This is a genomic window from Kribbella sp. (assembly GCF_035687465.1).
GTDB lineage: Bacteria > Actinomycetota > Actinomycetes > Propionibacteriales > Kribbellaceae > Kribbella.
The window spans coordinates 16,807-35,379 of sequence record NZ_DASRXP010000704.1 but is presented as its reverse complement, the minus strand read 5'-3'; the positions used below and the strand labels follow the sequence as shown (position 1 = coordinate 35,379).

Annotated in this window: 22 protein-coding genes; 12 read left to right on the top strand and 10 right to left on the bottom strand. The window is 67.6% G+C overall.

What is annotated here, in order from left to right; genetic code table 11:
- Window positions 1–17: 17 nt before the first annotated feature.
- Complete coding sequence (locus tag VFG33_RS38385; RefSeq protein ID WP_325057950.1) at window positions 18–1,181, top strand: class I SAM-dependent methyltransferase; 1,164 nt, start codon at window positions 18–20, stop codon at window positions 1,179–1,181.
- On the opposite strand, the gene VFG33_RS38380 is transcribed toward VFG33_RS38385, so the two are convergent.
- The 3 genes from VFG33_RS38380 to VFG33_RS38370 all read right to left on the bottom strand — a co-directional run bounded on the left by VFG33_RS38380 (window position 1,165) and on the right by VFG33_RS38370 (window position 2,670).
- On the bottom strand, window positions 1,165–1,533 hold the full coding sequence (locus tag VFG33_RS38380; protein WP_325057949.1) for a RidA family protein: 369 nt from the start codon (window positions 1,531–1,533) through the stop codon (window positions 1,165–1,167). The two genes, VFG33_RS38385 and VFG33_RS38380, sit on opposite strands and share 17 nt — an antisense overlap.
- A gap of 61 nt (window positions 1,534–1,594) precedes the next feature.
- Window positions 1,595–1,957 carry a nuclear transport factor 2 family protein gene (locus VFG33_RS38375; protein WP_325057964.1) on the bottom strand — a complete coding sequence of 121 codons (363 nt, stop codon included), beginning with the start codon at window positions 1,955–1,957 and terminating at the stop codon, window positions 1,595–1,597.
- A 5-nt stretch (window positions 1,958–1,962) separates the two neighbouring features.
- Window positions 1,963–2,670, bottom strand: coding sequence for an SDR family oxidoreductase (locus tag VFG33_RS38370; protein ID WP_325057948.1), 708 nt, complete (start codon window positions 2,668–2,670; stop codon window positions 1,963–1,965).
- A gap of 112 nt (window positions 2,671–2,782) precedes the next feature.
- Between VFG33_RS38370 and VFG33_RS38365 the strand changes: the two genes are divergently transcribed.
- On the top strand, window positions 2,783–3,598 hold the full coding sequence (locus VFG33_RS38365) for a helix-turn-helix transcriptional regulator (protein ID WP_325057947.1): 816 nt from the start codon (window positions 2,783–2,785) through the stop codon (window positions 3,596–3,598).
- Window positions 3,599–3,707: 109 nt separating this feature from the next.
- Here the strand turns inward: VFG33_RS38365 and VFG33_RS38360 are convergent, their stop codons facing one another.
- Together VFG33_RS38360 and VFG33_RS38355 are read right to left on the bottom strand one after the other, a co-directional pair.
- A complete protein-coding gene (locus VFG33_RS38360) occupies window positions 3,708–4,787 on the bottom strand; it encodes an ABC transporter ATP-binding protein (protein WP_325057946.1) in 1,080 nt (359 codons plus the stop codon).
- A 140-nt stretch (window positions 4,788–4,927) separates the two neighbouring features.
- On the bottom strand, window positions 4,928–5,830 hold the full coding sequence (locus VFG33_RS38355; RefSeq protein WP_325057945.1) for a LysR family transcriptional regulator: 903 nt from the start codon (window positions 5,828–5,830) through the stop codon (window positions 4,928–4,930).
- Window positions 5,831–5,912: 82 nt separating this feature from the next.
- Between VFG33_RS38355 and VFG33_RS38350 the strand changes: the two genes are divergently transcribed.
- Both VFG33_RS38350 and VFG33_RS38345 read left to right on the top strand, forming a co-directional pair.
- A complete protein-coding gene (locus tag VFG33_RS38350) occupies window positions 5,913–7,148 on the top strand; it encodes an MFS transporter (RefSeq protein ID WP_325057944.1) in 1,236 nt (411 codons plus the stop codon).
- Between the two features lie 21 nt (window positions 7,149–7,169).
- Window positions 7,170–7,307 (top strand): hypothetical protein, encoded by a 138-nt coding sequence (locus VFG33_RS38345; RefSeq protein ID WP_325057943.1) that lies wholly within the window; start codon window positions 7,170–7,172, stop codon window positions 7,305–7,307.
- Between the two features lie 14 nt (window positions 7,308–7,321).
- On the opposite strand, the gene VFG33_RS38340 is transcribed toward VFG33_RS38345, so the two are convergent.
- Window positions 7,322–8,260 carry an AraC family transcriptional regulator gene (locus VFG33_RS38340; RefSeq protein WP_325057942.1) on the bottom strand — a complete coding sequence of 313 codons (939 nt, stop codon included), beginning with the start codon at window positions 8,258–8,260 and terminating at the stop codon, window positions 7,322–7,324.
- 90 nt (window positions 8,261–8,350) lie between these two features.
- Between VFG33_RS38340 and VFG33_RS38335 the strand changes: the two genes are divergently transcribed.
- The 5 genes from VFG33_RS38335 (at window position 8,351) to VFG33_RS38315 (ending at window position 12,648) form a co-directional block, all read left to right on the top strand.
- Window positions 8,351–9,196, top strand: coding sequence for an NAD(P)H-binding protein (locus VFG33_RS38335; RefSeq protein ID WP_325057941.1), 846 nt, complete (start codon window positions 8,351–8,353; stop codon window positions 9,194–9,196).
- Window positions 9,193–9,750: an anthrone oxygenase family protein gene (locus tag VFG33_RS38330; RefSeq protein WP_325057940.1), complete on the top strand. Its 558-nt coding sequence runs from the start codon at window positions 9,193–9,195 to the stop codon at window positions 9,748–9,750. The genes VFG33_RS38335 and VFG33_RS38330 overlap by 4 nt, the downstream gene beginning before the upstream one ends.
- A gap of 87 nt (window positions 9,751–9,837) precedes the next feature.
- On the top strand, window positions 9,838–10,695 hold the full coding sequence (locus VFG33_RS38325; RefSeq protein WP_325057939.1) for an alpha/beta fold hydrolase: 858 nt from the start codon (window positions 9,838–9,840) through the stop codon (window positions 10,693–10,695).
- Window positions 10,696–10,737: 42 nt separating this feature from the next.
- Window positions 10,738–11,169: an SRPBCC family protein gene (locus VFG33_RS38320; RefSeq protein ID WP_325057938.1), complete on the top strand. Its 432-nt coding sequence runs from the start codon at window positions 10,738–10,740 to the stop codon at window positions 11,167–11,169.
- A gap of 114 nt (window positions 11,170–11,283) precedes the next feature.
- Window positions 11,284–12,648, top strand: coding sequence for an erythromycin esterase family protein (locus VFG33_RS38315; RefSeq protein WP_325057937.1), 1,365 nt, complete (start codon window positions 11,284–11,286; stop codon window positions 12,646–12,648).
- Window positions 12,649–12,724: 76 nt separating this feature from the next.
- Here the strand turns inward: VFG33_RS38315 and VFG33_RS38310 are convergent, their stop codons facing one another.
- Both VFG33_RS38310 and VFG33_RS38305 read right to left on the bottom strand, forming a co-directional pair.
- Window positions 12,725–13,537 carry an ABC transporter permease gene (locus VFG33_RS38310; RefSeq protein ID WP_325057936.1) on the bottom strand — a complete coding sequence of 271 codons (813 nt, stop codon included), beginning with the start codon at window positions 13,535–13,537 and terminating at the stop codon, window positions 12,725–12,727.
- A complete protein-coding gene (locus VFG33_RS38305; RefSeq protein WP_325057935.1) occupies window positions 13,534–14,508 on the bottom strand; it encodes an ATP-binding cassette domain-containing protein in 975 nt (324 codons plus the stop codon). Before VFG33_RS38305 ends, VFG33_RS38310 begins: the two co-directional genes overlap by 4 nt.
- A gap of 99 nt (window positions 14,509–14,607) precedes the next feature.
- Between VFG33_RS38305 and VFG33_RS38300 the strand changes: the two genes are divergently transcribed.
- Both VFG33_RS38300 and VFG33_RS38295 read left to right on the top strand, forming a co-directional pair.
- Window positions 14,608–15,576 carry a helix-turn-helix transcriptional regulator gene (locus VFG33_RS38300; RefSeq protein ID WP_325057934.1) on the top strand — a complete coding sequence of 323 codons (969 nt, stop codon included), beginning with the start codon at window positions 14,608–14,610 and terminating at the stop codon, window positions 15,574–15,576.
- Between the two features lie 11 nt (window positions 15,577–15,587).
- Window positions 15,588–16,175 carry a YdeI/OmpD-associated family protein gene (locus VFG33_RS38295; RefSeq protein ID WP_325057933.1) on the top strand — a complete coding sequence of 196 codons (588 nt, stop codon included), beginning with the start codon at window positions 15,588–15,590 and terminating at the stop codon, window positions 16,173–16,175.
- 72 nt (window positions 16,176–16,247) lie between these two features.
- On the opposite strand, the gene VFG33_RS38290 is transcribed toward VFG33_RS38295, so the two are convergent.
- Both VFG33_RS38290 and pip read right to left on the bottom strand, forming a co-directional pair.
- Window positions 16,248–17,063, bottom strand: coding sequence for a phytanoyl-CoA dioxygenase family protein (locus tag VFG33_RS38290; RefSeq protein WP_325057932.1), 816 nt, complete (start codon window positions 17,061–17,063; stop codon window positions 16,248–16,250).
- A 72-nt stretch (window positions 17,064–17,135) separates the two neighbouring features.
- Window positions 17,136–18,071 (bottom strand): prolyl aminopeptidase, encoded by a 936-nt coding sequence (gene pip / locus VFG33_RS38285; RefSeq protein ID WP_325057931.1) that lies wholly within the window; start codon window positions 18,069–18,071, stop codon window positions 17,136–17,138.
- 48 nt (window positions 18,072–18,119) lie between these two features.
- Between pip and VFG33_RS38280 the strand changes: the two genes are divergently transcribed.
- Window positions 18,120–18,572, top strand: a complete 453-nt coding sequence (locus tag VFG33_RS38280; protein WP_325057930.1) for a MarR family winged helix-turn-helix transcriptional regulator — start codon at window positions 18,120–18,122, stop codon at window positions 18,570–18,572.
- Window position 18,573 lies beyond the last annotated feature (1 nt).

The window sequence follows — 18,573 nt, the reverse complement described above, 5'->3', positions numbered from 1 at the left end:
CGACACAGGGTGGAGCCATGAACAAGGAACACCTCGCCCTGTGCTCTTCCGAAGGATGGATGACCTATCTCGGCACCCAGGTGGTGCCCTGGGCGATGGAACGGGTACCGCTCGGAGGTGAGCTGCTCGAGGTCGGTCCCGGTCCGGGCGCCGCGACCCGGGTACTGCGCGACCACTTCAGCGTGACCGCGATCGAGTACGACCCGGATCTCGCCGCGAAACTGATGGACGCGTACGCCGGCGACCCCGCAGTACGGGTCCGGCAAGGGGATGCGACGCAGCTCGACGAACCGGATGCGAAGTACGACGCGGCGGCGTGTTTCACGATGCTGCACCACATCCCGTCGCAGGCCGAGCAGGATCAGGTGTTCGCCGAGGTGGCTCGCGTACTGCGGCCGGGTGGCGTCTTCTTCGGCGTCGACAGCCTCGCCGGACCGGGGTTCTACCGCCTGCACGAGGGTGACATCTGCGTACCGGTCGACCCCGCGACCCTGGCCGAACGCCTGGAGGCAGCGGGTTTCGTCGATGTGGAGATCGCCGTCCGTGCCGAGGGGGTGCACTGGGTCTGCTCGACGCCGGAGCCGAACGGCGCGCGGGTGCAGGTGAAGCAGCCGTTCCTCAACACCTATGACACCGACGACTTCCGGCAGGGCATCGTCAACGACTGGGTTCCGCAACTGCTCGAGGTGACCGGGCTCGGGGACGATCCGCTGCACCTCGACGCCGGACCGACCGATGCCGCGGCGCCTTTGCGTGCTGCGGCCCCCCGGTTGACCATCGCGCAGTTCGACCCGACGTTCACGCCGGAGATCGCCGCGCGCTTCGCGGACAACGCCGCGGTCGAGGTGCTCGATGTCGATCCGACCTACCTGCCGTTCCCGGACGACCGCTTCAGCGCGGCGACGATCTTTCTCTCCTTGATGCACCTGCGCTCCACCCGCACCCAGGACGCCGTACTGCGTGAGTTGGTGCGCGTGCTCCGGCCAGGTGCGACCTTCGTCGGGCTGAATGCGATCGACGGCGGTCACTTCCGCGGCATGAACGCCCACGACCGGGCGGTCCCGATCGACCCGCTCACCTTCGCCGCCCGGCTGGAGCGGGCCGGCTTCGTCAACCCACGGATCGACTACTGGTCGTTCCCCCGCTTCTCAGCGCAAGCCCCACTCACAAGGCAGCGGTGACATCGATCTCCACGAGCTGCCCGGGAAAGCCGAGCTGCGCGACCCCGAGCAACGTACTGGCGGTCGTGAAGGCCGGTGCTAGCGGCGACTCGTTCAACTGCGTCCAGACCGCACTGAGCTCCTCGCGATCAGCGCTCACCACATAGATGACAGTCCGCACCACGTCCTCCGGCCGAGCCTGAGCCGATCCCAGCGCGACCAGGATGTTCCGGATCACCTGACTGGTCTGCCCCTCCAGCCCTCCAGCAGCCAGGTCCCCAGCCGAATCCAGCGGACATTGCCCGGCAAGAAAAACCAACTGATCGAAGGCCTCGACCTTCGTCACATGGTGATACCCAGGCGTCTCATGCAAACTCGAAGGATTACTACGCTCAACAATCACCCCCCGAGCCAACGCCACCACCGCACCCGGGTCAATCGGGTTTCTCGTTGTTCCACATCCGGAAGAGGATGCAGCGGCCGCTCTGGTCGAACGTCACCGTCCACAGGTTGGTGAACGTGCCGAGCTCCTTGTAGACACCGGTACCGCCGATCGCCGCGGTGTCGCCGGTGATCATCAGGATCGACCAGTCGAAGTCCCAGCCGCCCTGCTGCCAGTCCTGCCGGCTGAGCCAGCCCTCGACGATCGCGTCCCGCCCGATCCAGTCGGTCCGGTAAGGCCACTCGTGGTACTCGGCCTTGGGTGCGAACAGCGGCTTGATGTCCTTCGCCGCACCGGTCCGCCAAGCGTGCACGTAGCCCTCGACCCATTCCTTGACCTGCTGCTCGGTGACCATGCCGCTCACCCCTGCACCGTCGGACGGATCACGATCTCGTTCACGTCGACCTCCAGCGGCTGGGTGATCGCGTAGTTGATCGCGTCGGCGATGGCCTCCGGCGGGATCGCCACCTTCATCTGTTCCTCGACCGCCGCTCGGACGTCAGGGTCGCTGATGCCATCGCTCAGCTCGCTGCGGGTCAGCCCCGGGGTCACCACCGTGACCCGCAGGTCGCGGCTCTCCTGCCGGAGTCCCTCGGAGAGTGCGCGGACGGCGAACTTGGTGGCGCTGTAGACGGCCGCGGTCGGATCGACCCGCAGCCCGGACACGGACGAGATGTTCACGATGTGACCCGCGCCCTGCTGCCGCATGATCGGCAGCACCGCCGCGATCCCGTACAGCACGCCGCGCAGGTTCACGTCGATCATCTGGTTCCACTCGTCGACCTTCAGATCCCCTAGCGGCGACAGCGGCATCACGCCCGCGTTGTTGACCAGCACATCGACCCGCCCGTACTGCGCGTGCGCTGCCGCGACGAAGTCGGTCATGCTCTCCAGGCTCGTCACATCCAGCACCTGGTGGCCGGTACCGAGTTCCTTGCCGAGGGCAGCGATCCGGTCGATCCGCCGGGCACCGAGGAAGACCTGGTGGCCCGCAGCGGTCAGCCGGCGGGCCGTTGCTTCACCGATCCCGCTGCTCGCGCCGGTGATCAAGACAACCTTGTTGTTCATGACACCGAGCATGCTGCGCCGCCCTCCGCTGTGGCAGGCCGAGTCTTCCTGGGTGCAGCACACCTAGGATCAAAGGGTTCTTCCTAGGGTTGCGGCACCTAGGATCGATGATGTGACTGATGAGCTGGGCGAGTTCCTGAGGGCGCGGCGGTCGCAGCTGAGCCCGGGGGAGGTGGGCATCCGGAGTGCGGGTGCGCGCCGGGTGACCGGACTGCGCCGCGAAGAGGTCGCCGTACTCGCCGGGGTCAGCGTGGACTACTACACCCGCCTCGAGCAGGGCCGGGAGCGGAATCCGTCGGGCCAGGTCGTCGACGCGATCGCGCGGGCCCTCCAGTTCGACGACGACGCTCGTTTGCACGCCTACCGTCTCGCCGGGCTGTTGCCCAAGCCGATAGCCGCGAAGGATGAGATCGACCCTGCTCTGCTGCAGTTGATGGACGCCTTCCCCACAGCCGTTGCCTACGTCATCAACCGACGCCTCGAGGTACTGGCCGCGAACCCGCTGGCGGACGCGCTGCTCTCCTCACTCGTGGATCCACGCAACATGCTGCAGACGCTCTTCCATGATCCCGCCGCTCGGGAACTGTTCGCGGACTGGCCGGACGTAGCCCGTGATTCGGTCGAGGCGTTGCGGCTGGCCTCGGGGGAGGACCCGGACGTCACCGCGATGGTCGAGGAACTCCTTGCCAGCAGCAAGGAATTCGCCGACCTCTGGCAGCAGCACGGGGTCAGCAACCTGGGCAGCCGGTCGAAGACCTTCAACCACCCGGAGGTCGGCCGGATCACCCTGACCTACCAGAACTTCGACGTCCAGGGCACCCCCGGCCAGTACCTCCTGGTCGGAACCGCGGCTCCCGGCAGTACTGATGCGGATTCTCTTGCCCTCCTGGGATCCCTGCACGCGCAAGGTGTGAAGCGAAGTACCTGAAGAACCACCGCGGCCCTGGGACGAAGGATCGTCTCAGGGCCGGGTGCGCAGTACGCGTCGAGCCGCGTGGCCGTACTGCGGGTAGTGCACGACAGGTGCGTCGTACGGGTCAGGCGACGAGTCGCTCCTCCGTGGAGGTGGAGAAGAGGTGGAGCTTGTCCGCGTCGGGGGCGAGATGCACGACCCCGCCCTTCTCGCTGTGCAGCCGGGTGCCGATCCGGGCGATGATCTGCTGGTTCACGCTCGTGTGCTCCGCGTTGCCGTAGAGATAGGCATCGGAACCGAGTTCCTCGATCACGGAGACCTTGACCGGCAGGCCTTCGTCGGCCAGGTGGAACGCCTCTGGCCGGATGCCGAGCATGAGGGTGTTGTCGTCGCCCGCCTTGGCGAGGATGTCACGCGCGATCGGCACCACGTAGTCGCCGATCTTGGCGCCACCGTCGACGATCTCCGCCTCGATCAGGTTCATCGCCGGTGAGCCGATGAAGCCGGCCACGAACAGGTTCTTCGGGCCGTCGTACAGATTCAGCGGGGTGTCGACCTGCTGCAGCAGACCGTCCTTCAGCACGGCGACCCGGTCGCCCATCGTCATGGCCTCGATCTGGTCGTGCGTGACATAGACCGTGGTGACGCCCAGCCGGTGCTGCAGCTCGGCGATCTGGGTGCGGGTCTGGACCCGGAGCTTGGCGTCGAGGTTCGACAGTGGTTCGTCCATCAGGAAGACCTGCGGGTCACGGACGATCGCGCGGCCCATCGCGACGCGCTGACGCTGACCACCGGACAGCGCCTTCGGCTTGCGGTCGAGGTACTCCTCGAGACCGAGCAGCTTGGCGGCGTCCTGGACGCGCTTGGCCCGCTCTTCCTTGTGCAGTCCCTGCATCTTCAGTGCGAAGCCCATGTTGTCCGCGACCGACATGTGCGGGTAGAGGGCGTAGTTCTGGAACACCATCGCGATGTCGCGCTCTTTCGGCGGACGGTGCGTGACGTCCTTCTCACCGATGTAGATGGATCCCTCGTTGACCTCTTCGAGGCCGGCCAGCATCCGCAGCGCGGTCGACTTGCCGGAGCCCGACGGGCCGACCAGCACCATGAACTCGCCGTCTTCGATGTCCAGGTCGAGCTTGTCGACAGCTGGCGCCTCGGTTCCGGGATACACCCGGGTGGCTCCCTTGAACGAAACAGTGGCCATCTCGTACTCCCTTTCCTCCGCCGGCAGGAACGTGCCGGACGATCCGTAGCAAAGGCTCCCAGGGTTTGGGTGTCTGGACCGATCGTACTTCGCTTTGGTGATGCATCAACAAAGGTTGCCGTGGCAGCAATCGGCCCGCACTAGTAATAGGCGCCGTCGGCGTGGATGGCATCCATCATCAGGTCGAGCAGGGCTGACACCGCCCGGCTCGGCAGCTTGCCACTCAAGGTGATCGCGGACAGCGTCCAGGTCAGCTCGGGACTGGTGAGCCGCAACGTGGTCACGCCCTCCAGCTTCTGCTCATCCAGCGTCGGTACTACGGCAACGCCCAACCCCGCGCGAACGTAGTCCGGCACTGTGGGCAGATCGGGGACCTCCACCTGCACCCGGCGTGGTTTCCCGGCGTTGTCGAAAGCGCGATCCACCTCGGTCCGGTTGCCGAATCCGCGCAGCAGGTCCACGAACCTCTCCCCGGCCAACTCGGTCAGCCTGACCTCTGACCGCCCGGCCAGTCGATGGTTCGACGGCACCATCACGACGAACGGCACGCTCGCGAGTTCCCTCGCCTCCAGGCCGCTCAGCTCTCCCCGGCTCAGCCCGACGAGAGCCACGTCGAGCCGGCCGTGCCGGACATCGTCCGCCAGCCCGCTCGACCCGGTCGGCGACGTGGTCACCTGGACCTCGACCAATGGGTACCGCTGGTGGAACGCACCGACCAGTACAGCCAGATCCAGCAGACCGAGCCGTGCCAGGGTGCCGATCCGCAGATTGCCGCGCAGGCCGGTCGAGGTCTCCTCGACCACGGCCCGGGCCCGGTCGAGCGCCTCGAGGGCGGCCTTCGCCTCGGGCAGGAGAGCTTCCCCGGCGGCGGACAGACTCACCTGGCGGGTGGACCGGTCGAACAGTGTCGTTTTCAGATCCGCCTCCAGGGCCCGGATCGCGGCCGAGATGGTCGACTGGACGGTGAACATCCGCTGGGCCGCGCGGGTGAAGCTCAGCTCCTCGGCCACCGCGACGAAGTACTCCAGCTGTCTCGTGTCCATGGCGGCAATTATCGATCCTCTCGATAAGACAACTCAAGAACATTCGTTGGACTCGATGGATCTCCACAGCCAAGCTGGACGTATGACAACAGCGACGGAGCTTCGGACAGTCCAGGCCGCCGGCTCCCGGGTACGGTTCACGCACGGCGCGGGCTTCTGGGTGATCGCCGCGGCCTTCCTCATCACGATGGCGTTCTCCACCGTGCCGACCCCGCTCTACGCGCTCTATCAGCAGCGCGACGGTTTCTCGGCGTTCATGATCACGGTCGTCTTCGCCACCTACGCGGTCGGCGTGATGGCCAGCCTGTACCTCGCGGGCCACATCAGCGACTGGCTCGGCCGTCGCCGGGTCGCCTTGCTAGCAGTGCTCGTTGAGGCGATCTCTGCGGTGATCTTCCTGGTCTGGAAGGACATCCCCGGGCTGCTGCTGGCGCGCTTCGTCTGTGGTGTCGGGATCGGCATGCTGACCGCGACCGCGACGGCTCACCTCTCCGAGTTGCGGCGGATCGCCCGGCCCGCGGAGGACGGCAGCCGGTCCGCGCTCATCTCGAGCATGGTGAACCTCGGTGGGCTCGCGTTCGGACCACTTGTCGGCGGGTTGCTGGCGCAGTACGGATCGCTGCCGTTGGATCGGCCGTACGAGGTGTTCCTGGTGCTGTTGCTGCTGAGCGCGATCGGGATCGCGCTGGTGCCGGAGACTGTGGAGCGCGCCGAGGAGCGTCCGGCGTACCGGCCGCAGCGAGTCGCGCTGCCGGCTGCCGCCAAGCCACTGTTCTTCGCCTCCGCCGGCGGCGCGTTTGGCGCCTTCGCGATCTTCGGTCTGTTCACTTCGCTGGCTCCGACGTTCCTGGCCGGCACGCTGCACGAGACGTCGCGGTTGGTTGCCGGGGTGGTGACGTTCGTGGTGTTCGCCGCAGGTGCGGTGAGCCAGGCGCTGTTCGTGCGCCTGAGTCGACAGCGCCAGTTGGGGCTTGGCATCGCGCTGATGTCGGTCGGTCTGGTCGCAGTAGCTGTCGGCGGCCTGCTGCCGAACCTGTGGTTGTTCGTCCTTGGTGGGGTGGCGGCGGGGGCCGGCGTCGGTCTGGTCTTCCGTGCCGCTGTCGCGACCGTCGCTTCCCTGGCCGACGCCGGTTCGCGAGGCGAGGTGCTCGCCGCACTCTTCCTCACCGCGTACGCCGGACTCGCGGTACCGGTCCTCGCCATCGGAGTCGGGATCATCCTGATCCCGGACCAGCTGGCGCTGCTCATCTTCTCCGCCATCATCCTGGTCCTGGTCAACATCGCCGGCTTCCGGATGCTGCACGCAAACGCCCGCTAGGCCGGCGAGGCGGGCGCGGCCATGCACCTCGAGGTCGGACCGTACTCCGGGGTGTGGGCGTGCGAGGGCGGGCGGCTCTACTTCGACAGCACCTCGGGGTGCTACTGGGCGATCGACCGCAATCACCCGCCGGGCTGGTACTTCATCATCTACTCGTAGGCGACCCGCGCGGGTTAGGCGGCCGCGGCGCGGCGGTGGGCGGTGGGGCTGGTGCCGCGGACTCGTTTGAAGGCGACGCTGAGGGCGAAGGCGTTCGCGTAGCCGACCCGGCGGGCGATCGTCTCGACCGTGTCGGTGGTCTCGCGGAGCAGGTCCGCCGCCAGAGTGATCCGCCAACCGGTGAGGTACGACATCGGGGCTTCGCCAACCAGGGCAGTGAAGCGGCGGGCCAGGCTTGCTCGCGATACCCGGGTGCGATCGGCCAGTTCGACAACGCTCCACGGATGCGCCGGATCTTCGTGCAGCAGGCGCAATGCGAGACCGACGACCGGATCACTCTGTGCCTGGTACCAGCCCGGGGCGTGCGACTCGGGCCGGGCGAACCAGGCGCGCAACGTGGTGATCAGCGCCAGGTCGAGCCACCGGTCGAGCACGCTCTGCTGGCCCGGCTCGTCGCGCTGGATCTCCCCCAGCACGATCTCCATCACCGGCCCGGCCACGTCCGCAGCCGGCACCACCAGCACCGGGGGCAATGCTGTCAGCAGTCGCCGGCTGACGTCGCCCTCCAGCTGATAGGTGCCGCTGACAACCATCGCCTCACCGTCCGGACGGGCGCCATAGGTGCGGACGCCGAGCCGGGCGCTGTAGTCGATAGGCGCCCCAGGCAACGGTTCGCAGATGCCGCCAGGGTGGATCCGCAAAATGGGTTCGGTTCCCGGTGCGTCCGCGACGACGTACGGCTCGGCTCCGCGGAGGACGGCGACGTCACCCTGCTCCATCCGGGCCGGCTCGAGGCCGTCCCGGAGGATCCACGCGGAGCCGCGGACCAGGGTCGCGAGCGCCAGCGGCGCCTCGTCGACGATGTGCACGCCCCAGGGCGGATCCAGGATGGTCAGGTTGAACACGCCGCCACGCGCGCGGGTGCCGGCCAGCAGGTCATCGAGGACGTCCATATCCGTCACTCTACCCCGGTGAGACGTTCGAACATGGAACTGCGGCGGACAACCATGGTTTGTCTCATTCGTTCACGGTGAACTAGAGCCATGACAACGACACCGATTCTCATCCTGGGTGGTAAGGGCAAGACCGGACGCCGAGTGGTCGAGCAGCTCGACGCTCGCGGGATCCCGGTCCGGCTGGCTTCGCGATCGAGCGAGCAGCGATTCGACTGGTACGACGAGGGCAGCTGGGACGGCGCGGTCGCCGGGATCGACACGGCGTACCTGGCTCCGCCGGTCGGACCGACCGGACTCGAGCAGGCCGGCAAGTTCATCAAGCAGGCGGCGGCTGAGGGTCTTCGCCGGGTGGTCCTGCTGTCCGGCCGCGGCGTCGGCAGCCCGGACCGCGAGTTCGCCGTCTACGAGAGCAGCGTCGCGCTGGAGCACGCGGTCCAGGACAGCGGCGCCGACTGGACCATCATCCGGCCCGCGTGGTTCATGCAGGGATTCAGCGAGGACTGGCTCCACGACCACGTCATGGCCGGCGAGCTCCGCTTGTCCGCCGCTGACGGCGGCGAGGCCTGGATCGACACCAACGACATCGGCGACGTGATGACAGCCGCACTGCTGGACGAGAAGCACACCGGCGAGATCTACTCGCTCTCCGGCCCGCGCCTGCTGACCCTGTCCGATGTCGCCGACGAACTCTCGGCCGTCACCGGCCGCCCGATCCGGTACGTCGACCTCGAGCCCGAGCAGCACGTCGCCGAGTTGGTCGAGTACGGCCAGACTCTGGAGGACTCGGAATCCGTCCGGGACCTGTTCGCGGTGATCCGCAACCACAAGTCGGAGTACCTGTCCGACGGCATCCACCAGGTCCTCGGCCGGGAGCCCCGCGACTTCAGCGACTGGGCTCGCGCGACGGCGAAGACCGGGGTGTGGTCGGCATGACGCTCACCAGAGTCCTCGTTTTCGCCGGCCTGACCGGCACCGCGCTGATGGGTGGCGTGTGTTTCGCCTTCGGCACCGCGGTGATGAGCGCTCTGGAGCGGATGTCACCCGGTCAGGGTGCGACCGCGATGAACCTCATCAACGTCCGGATCCAGAACCCGCTCTTCCTGCTGCTCTTCGTGGGGACAGCCCTGGTCTGTCTGACGCTGGCGGTGCTGGTGTTCGTCCAGGACACTTCAGGCAAGTGGTGGGTGCTGGCCGGTTCGCTGCTCTACCTCGTCGGCATGGTGGTCGTGAGCTTCGCGATCAACATCCCGCTGAATGACCAGCTCGCCACACTCGACCCGAACTCCGCGGCAGGCGCCGCCGAGTGGCAGAACTACCTGGCCAGGTGGACTCCGGCGAACAACCTCCGGGCGGCAGCCTGTGCCCTGGGCGTGATCGCCTTCGGCCTCGGCCTTGCCAGTGGATCCGCCTCCGCGGCCCATGCGAAGAACCAGCCCCCGGTTCCGACGTACCAGGCAGCCGTCTTCCACGGCACCCCGCAGAGGTGACCGTGAGAGGGCTCCGTCAGGCACTCGCCTGGCGGAGCCCTTGACGACGGTTACCGTGTCGTTTCCGCGAACTGAAGGGTCACCGTGATGGAGCAGATGGTGAAGGTGAACGGGGTCGAGTTGTGTGTGGAGACCTTCGGGGATCCCGCGGCGCCGCCGATCCTGCTGATCCACGGGGCGTCCGCGTCGATGGACTACTGGGAAACCCCGTTCTGCGAACGTCTCGCCGCCGGGCCGCGCTCTGTGATCCGGTACGACCACCGCGACACCGGCCGGTCGGTCCACTACGAGGCCGGCAAACCGGAGTACAGCGGGGACGAGCTGGTCAGCGATCCGCTCGGGATCCTGGACGCGCTCGGCATCGAACGGGCACACCTCGTCGGACTCTCGATGGGCGGGGGGATCGCGCAATCACTGGTGCTCGACCACCCCGACCGGGTCGCGTCCGTCACCCTCGCCGCCACCAGCCCGGGCGGACCCGGCGGCCCGTCGAATCCCGATCTGCCGCCGGCGTCCGACCGCCTCAAGGCCGCCTTCTCCACGGACGCACCGCCGACCGACTGGTCCGACCCAGTGGCTGCCCTGGACGCGCTGGTCGCGGACGAACGGCTCTTCGCCGGCACTCTCCCGTACGACGCCGAGGCGCGGCGCGCGTTCATCCTGGCCGTGATGAACCGGACGAACGACCTCGCGGCGGCGATGACGAATCACTGGATCCTCGACAGTTCCGGTGCACCGACCAGGCCGCGGCTGGGGCAGATCGCAGTACCGGCGCTGGTCCTGCACGGGACCGAGGATCCGCTGTTCCCGCCCGGGCACGCGGAGGCGATGGCGCGGGAGGTTCCGGGTGCGCGGCTCGTGCTGCTGGAAGGCGCCGGCCACGAGTTGCCCGAGCCGACCTGGGACGTGGTGATCCCCGAGATCCTCGCGATCACCAGCGCCTGAGTTTCCTCGATCGGACCCTGTCCGCCCGGTACGGTGGCCAAGGTGATCACCATCGAGCGTGTAGTCACCGTGGACCGACCCGTCGAGACCGTTTTCGCCTACTTGTCCGACTTCGAGACCACGGTCGAATGGGAGCCTGGCACCGTCTCGACGGTGAAGGTGTCGGGTGACGGGGGCGTGGGCACGAAGTACGCGAACACCTCGTCGCTCGCCGGGCGGCAGACGGAACTCGAGTACGTCGTACAGCGGTTCGAGCCGGCGCAGCTCTTCCAGGTGCGCGGCGAGAACAGGTCGGTGAACGCGCTCGGCACCTTGACGCTCCGGCCGACCGGAGACGGCACCGAGGTGACCTACCGGGCCGAGGTCGAGTTCAAGGGCGTGACCAGGCTGCTCGAACCGCTGTTGAAGCCCCAGCTCAAGAAGCTCGCCGACGACACTCAGCAGGGCATGCACAAGGCGCTGCAGAATCTCTGAAGGCTCTTGGTAGAGCAGGCTCTACTGCAGGGCCGGGCCACAGCAGGATGGTCCGGGAGTTCGGATCCGGAAAGGGTAGGAATCACCTGATTCCGACCTTCCCGGAGGATCTCGATGAAACGCCACGGTCGGCTCCCCGCCGCCTTGATCACCACGGCCGCCCTCGCCGCCGCAGCCCTCTTCACCGTGCCCCACTCTGCTGCCGCAGCTCCTCCCGCCCCGCAGGCAACGGTTGCTGTGAGCAAGGATCCGGTGCCGGCGCTGACCCGGGCCGCCTCTCCGTTGCGGTCGACCGAACCTGGTGGCGATCTTCGGGATCTGCGGCCGCTTGCGTCGATGGTTGGCGCCGCCTCTGTGGTCGGGGTGGGGGAGGCGACCCACAACTCGCATGACTTCTTCACGCTGAAGCACCGGATCTTCCAGGCGCTCGTCGAGCAGAAGGGCTTCACCACCTTCGCGCTCGAGGCGAGCTGGAGCACCGGCCTCAGCCTCGACCGGTACGTGGTCAGCGGCGTCGGCGATCCGCGCGAGATCATGCGGCGCGAGTTCCAGGACTCCTACCTGTTCTGGAACGTGCAGGAGTACCTCGACCTGATCGAGTGGATGCGCAGTTACAACCAGACCCACGCACGCAAGCTGCACTTCGTCGGTGACGACCTCGGCTACGTCGGGCCCGAGACGATCGGCCGCGTGACGGACTACGTCCGCAAGACCCGGCCGGCACTGCTGCCCGGGATCACCCGCCTGTACTCCGGGATTCCCGTCGAAACCGAGGTGGCTCCCTGGACCGCCGCCTACTTTGCGAAGGGGGTGCCCGAGCGGCTGAAGATCGAGGCGGCCGCGCGACAGGCCGTAGTACTGGTGGAGTCGTTGCCTGCGAGTCCGGAGCGGACGTGGGCGTTGCAGCATGCGCGGGCCGTCTGGCAGGTGGCGAAGCTGTACTCCTTCGATGTCGAGGACCCGGCGGCGGTGTTGCCCCAGGCGATGCTGTTCCGCGACCAGGTGATGGCGGAGAACGTCACGTGGTGGACCAGAACAACCGGGGGCAAGGTCGTGCTGTCCGCGCACAACGGGCATGTCACGGTGAAGTCGACGATGCCGGCGGAGTATCCGAAAGCGCAGGGCGAGTTCCTGCGTGAGGAACTCGGCCGGCGCTACGTGAGTGTCGGGCTGAGCTTCGACCACGGCTCCTTCAACGCGCGCGACACCGAGGATCCGCAGGGCGCGACGCGGACGTTCACGCTCGGCCCGGCGGCGGAGGGGAACAACGAGTACACGCTGGACAAGGTGCCCTACGACGACTACCTGGTCGACCTCCGCACCCTGCCCCGCAGTACGCGCTCGTGGTTGCAGGTCGCTCGTTCCACTCGCGACATCGGCACCGGCTACCCCATGCCGGATATCCCGGTCGCCCTCGCCACGTCGTACGACCTCCTCATCCACCTCAACCACGTCACAGCCGCCGACCTCCTCTCCTGACAACGCGTTGCGTCCGAAGAACTGGAGGGACGTCGCTCCAGTTCTTCGGACGCAAGCAGTCAGGTCAGCGGGAGAGTCAGTCGGCGGAGCGGAGCATGGTGCGGATGCCGACGAAGAGGCCGAGGGCGGCGGTGACGAAGGCGGCCACCCAGCCCCACAGCACCGCGCTCGACACCACCTCGCCGGCGAACAGCGTGCGCTCGGCCTCGACCAGGTACGACAGCGGGTTGAACTTCGAGGCGACCTGCATCCAGTCGGGACCGGTCTCCAGCGGCAGCAGCATCCCCGACAGGATCATCAGCGGGAACAGGAACGTCTGCTGCACCATCCAGAACATCCAGTCCTGCTTGCGTACCGCGATCGCCAGCGCGTAGCTGAACGATCCGAGCCCGACCCCGAAGACAGCGAGCAGCGCCAGCCCGATGATCGCGCCGTCGAGATGCAGATCGAAGCCGAACGGCGTCATCACCGCGATCACGACCACCGCCTGCCCGAACAGCGGCACCATCTCCTTCAGCGCCCGCCCGATCAGCAATGACGAGCGGGACAGCGGCGTAACCATCATCCGTTCGTGCGCGCCGGTCTGGAACTCGAACAGCAGGTTCGACCCGGTCGCCGAGGTACCGAACAACGTCGTCATCACCAGGATCGCCGGCACGAACCACTGCCAGACCCCACCGTCGAGCGACCCGCCCATCGACCCGGCGAGCAACGGCCCGAACAGCGCCAGGAAGAACAGCGGCTGGATCATCCCGAACAACAGCGAGAACGGATCCCGCAGTACCGGCTTGAGCTCCCGGGTCATCACGATGCCGACATCGCGGACCAGGCTGCGCCGCGCGGTCGCGGGTGCGTCGATCTGGATCTGGGAAACAGTCAGGGTGGTCATGCTGCGGCCTTTCCGTTGGCGTCGGCCTCGCGCAGGCTGCGGCCGGTCAGATTGAGGAACACGTCGTCGAGGGTCGGTCGATGCACCTGCGCGGCAGCCACCGGTACGCCGTACTGGTGTGCCGCGCCGAGCAGGATCGGCAGGGCCGCGGGTCCATCCGTGACCCGCACGGTCAGGCGGTCGCCGCCGGTCTCCAGATCCTTTGCCCCGGGCAACTTCTCCGCCAGCTCGCGGAGCCGGGCCTGGTTGCCAGGAGCAACGGTGAGGATCAGCTGATCGCCGGCCAGCTTCTTCTTCAGGGCGTCGGCGGTGTCGTCCGCGATCACCTCGCCGTGGTCGACCACGACCACCCGCTCGGCCATCGAGTCGGCCTCGTCCAGGTAGTGGGTGGTGAGCACGATCGTCATCGAGTACTGCTCGCGCATCCGCAGGATGTGGTCCCACAGGTTCGCCCGGTTCTGCGGATCCAGGCCGGTCGAGGGCTCGTCCAGGAACAGCAGTCCCGGCGCGTGCACCAGGCCCATCGCGACATCGAGGCGGCGACGCTGGCCGCCGGACAGATCGGAGACCTTGCGCTGGGCCAGGTCCTTCAGTTCGAGCGACTCCAGCAGTTCGTCGGTCCGTCGCCGCGCGGAGCGCCGGTCGAGGCCGTAGATGACGCCCTGGCCGAACAATTCGTCGCTGACCCGCTGGGAATGCCCGGCGCCGTTGCCCTGACCGACGTACCCGATCTCGCGGCGGACCCGGCTCGGGGCGGTGCTGACGTCGTACCCGGCGACCGTCGCGGTCCCGGAGGTCGGGGCGATCAGGGTGGTGAGCATCCGCAGCGTGGTGGTCTTGCCGGCGCCGTTCGGGCCGAGGACGGCGACGAGTTCGCCCGGTTCGACGTCCAGGCTGATGCCGCGGACCGCGTGCACGGTCTCGGTACGGCTCACCACGAAGTCCTTGGTGAGCTCTCGGGTGCTGATCACGGGCTGTCTCCTTCTCCTTGAGCCTGGTTCGGCTGGTGAGGTCGACATTTCCAGCAATAGAGGACAGGTTCTGGCCGTTACTCGTGGCAATCTGAAGTCATGTCCGAAACCTCGGCTCGACTCCTCTCGTTGCTGTCCCTGCTCCAGGCGCGCCGCGACTGGCCGGGTGCCCTGCTGGCCGATCGGCTGGAGGTGAGCCCGCGCACGGTCCGCCGCGACGTGGACCGGCTCCGCGACCTCGGCTACCCGGTCCGCGCGACCAAGGGCCCGGACGGTGGCTACCGCCTGGACGCGGGCGCGGACCTGCCGCCGCTGCTCTTCGACGACGATCAGGCGATCGCGGTCGCCGTCGCCCTCCAGACCGCGACCACCACGGTCACCGGTATCGAGGAAGGCGCCTTGCGCGCGCTCGCCACGGTCCGCCAGGTGATGCCGGCGCGACTCCGCCAGCGGGTCGACGCTCTCCAGGTCACCACGGTCGACAAGTACGCCGACACCCGCCGTACGAAGGTGGACTCCGAACACCTGATCGCGATCGGTACTGCGCTGCGCGCCTGCGAGGTGCTTCGTTTCGACTACGCGTCACCCGGTGCGTCGACGGACGAGTGGGTGCCGCCCCGCCGGGTGGAACCGCATCACCTGGTCACGTGGGGCGGCCGGTGGTACCTGGTCGCGTTCGACCTCGAGCGGAACGACTGGCGTACGTTCCGGGTGGACCGGATGCTGCCGAAGACCCCGACCGGTCCGCGCTTCACCCCGCGCGAACTCCCCGCGCCCGACGTCGCGACGTACATCTCGTCCAAGTTCAAGAGCCAGGACCAGTGGCCGTGCCGCGGCGAGGCGATCCTGCAGGCGAAGGCCGCCGACATCGCCCGCTGGGCCGGCCGCGACGCGATCGTCGAGGAGATCACCCCGACCAGTTGCCGCCTGATCCTGCGCGCCTGGTCCTGGAACGGCCTGGCCGCCACCTTCGGCATGTTCGAGTGCGACCTGGAATTCGTAGGCCCCGCCGAACTGAAAACCGCCGCCACGCACCTAGCCACCCGCTACACCAGGGCTGCCTCGTGAACTCCCAACAGATGAACGAGCACATCGCGTGCGAGGCCGGCGCGTGGCGTGAATGGCTGAGCACCAACCATGACCGCATCGACGGGGTCTGGCTCGTGCTGGCCAAGAAGGGGGTGACTTCACCGACCAGCCTCAGCTATGACGAGGCTCTGGAAGAAGCCCTCTGCCACGGCTGGATCGACGGTCAGCGGATGGCCAGGGACGAGACCACGTTCTGCCAGCGGTTCACGCCGCGCCGGTCCCGGAGCAACTGGTCCCTGCGCAACGTCGGCATCATCGACCGACTCCAACGCGAGGGCCGAATGCATCCGGCCGGCACGGCGGAGGTGCGCCGTGCCCAGGCAGACGGCCGGTGGAACGCGGCGTACGGCGGATCCGCGCTGCGGGAGGTGCCGGAGGATCTGGCGGCTGCGCTGGCCGCGGAGCCGCGGGCCAAGGCGATGTTCGACATCCTCACCAGCAGGAACCGGTCAGCCATCCTCGTGCGCCTCTACGCCACCAAACGAGCCGAGACGCGGTCCCGCTGGATCGAGCGGTACGTCGACCAACTTGCCCGCGGCGAAACCGTGGTTCCCCAGAAACGACAGCTGCCGGACTGAGGCCCGCTGGCGATGACAGGCGTCAACTGCGGGGAGTGGTGAGGGAGAGGAACCCGCCCCGAACGCGAGAAGTCAGGAGGAGTACAGAACGGGGTTCAACGGTGACGAGACCAGCTCGCCGGCCGCGTTGCCCGGCATCCAGGTGGCGAGATCGGTCTCCTGGAACGTGTTCACCGGCGGCGCGATCTGCATCTCCGCGTCGACGTAGATGATCGTCATCACGCGTCGCGGTACGCCGGTCCGGTTGGCCGCCGCATGGTGAAACGTCCAGCCGAGGTGGTAGCTGACCTCGCCCAACTCGTAAGGCTCGACCACTTCCGGGAACGCCTGCTCGCCCAGAGCGTCCTGCAGCACGCGCTCCGATTCGTCACTGATCGGCAGATTCCGCCCGTGCTCGAACGTATGGCTGCCCGCGGCGAACGCCAGCGGACCCATCTCCATCGGCGTCTCCTGCAGCGGGATCCACACGGTCACGCACCGGTCGGTCGCGAACGGCCAGTAGTACTGGTCCGCGTGCCAGGGCGTCACCCCGCCGCCGGACTCCTTGTAGAGGGCCTGGTCGTGGTAGAGCCGGACCGACATGACCCCGAGCAGTGCTGCCGCGATCTTCGCCAGTCGCGGCGACGACACGAACTCCAGCACCTGCTCGCTGTCCTGCCACAGGTTCATCACCTGCAGGAACGCCTTGCCGTAGGTATCGCGCTCCTCGATCGGCAGGTGCTGGGTGTTCAGCTCGATCACCTTGCCGGTGATCTCAGGCTCGTACTGCGCGATCGTGGCCGGGCTCAGCACGTTCTTCAGCTTCACGAACCCGTGCTCCGCGAACTGCGCGGCCGCGGTACGGGCCAGTGGGTAGTCCAGCTCGAGCTCAGTCCCGGCAAGCGTCATCCCACCAGGGTCGCGGCGGTCCCTAGCCTTGTAAAGGTGGATGAGCGATCAACTTTCGCCCACCCCTAGCGCCTAGTTCGCGAACCGGTCAAGGGCCTGCAGCACCAGATCCGTGCCCGTTCCGTGGCCCCCGTCCTCGACCAGGTGCAACTCGGCATCCGGCCAGGCCTGAGCCATCTTCCAGGGGATGTCGGCCGGACTGCTGAGGTCCAGCCGGCCGTGGATCAGCACCCCGGGGATTCCCGCCAGCTTGCCGGCGTCCCGCAGCAGCGCGCCATCCTCGATCCAGGCCGCATGACCCCAGTAGTGCGTCACCAGTCGCGCGAACCTCAACCGGAAGACCGGATCCTGGTACCGCGGATCCGGCTTGTAGGCGGGATGAGTCGCGATATGCGTGTCCTCCCAGTCGCACCAGTCCCGGGCAGCCTTCTCGCGCACCGCCGGGTCCGGATCATGCAGCAGCCGGCTGTACGCAAGAGCCAGATTCCCGTCCCGCTCACTCGCCGGTACGCCGTCGCGGAAGCGGGCCCATTCCTCCGGGAAGACGCGACCCATGTCCCGCGTGACCCACTCGACCTCGCGGGCGGTGGTGTTCGTGACGCTGAACAGCACGATCTCCGACACCGATCCGGGGTGCTGCTCCGCATAGGCGAATCCCAGCGTCGCTCCCCACGATGCACCGAGCAGCAGCCACTTCTCGATGCCGAGGTGTTCCCGGAGTTTCTCCATGTCCGCGACCAGGTGCCAGGTGGTGTTGGTGCTCAGATCCACCTCGGCTCCGGCGGCGTCCGGCGTACTCCGACCGCAGCCGCGCTGGTCGAACAGCACCACCTTGTACTGCGCTGGGTCGAAGAACCGTCGCCACGACGGACCGGCCCCGGAGCCCGGTCCACCGTGCACCACGACCGCGGGTTTCCCGTCGGGATTGCCGCAGACCTCCCAGTAGACGAGCTGCCCGTCGCCGACCTCGAGCATCCCGTGGTCGTACGGCTCGGTCTCCGGATACATCGGGCCCTCCCTCACGCACCGATATAACAGTGCTGTTAGAGTTCTACCATGGACGGCGCGCTCGGTACTCAACTGCGCCACGTGCTCGAACTGCTCGACGGGGACGTGGCCAAGGTCTACCTGGAGCTCGGACTGCCGGAGTACCGGCCGCGGTTCTCGCCGATCGTCCGCACACTCGTTGCCGAAGGCCCCTTGTCGATCCGGGAACTGGCGAGCGCGGTGGGAGTGACGCACTCGGCCGCGAGCCAGACGGTCGCTCAACTGGCGAAAGCGGGGTTCGTGAGTCAGGAGCCGGGTGCGGACGCCAGGCAGCGAATCGTCCACCTCACCGACAAGACCCGCGAACTGCTGCCCACCATCGAGGCCGAATGGCAGGCAACCACGGCCGCGATGACAGCACTCGACCAGGAACTCTCCGCCCCGCTGTCCGTCATCCTCAGCGAGATCATCGCCGCCATCGAACGCCGCCCCTTCCGCGCCCGCATCGCCGACCACACCTGAC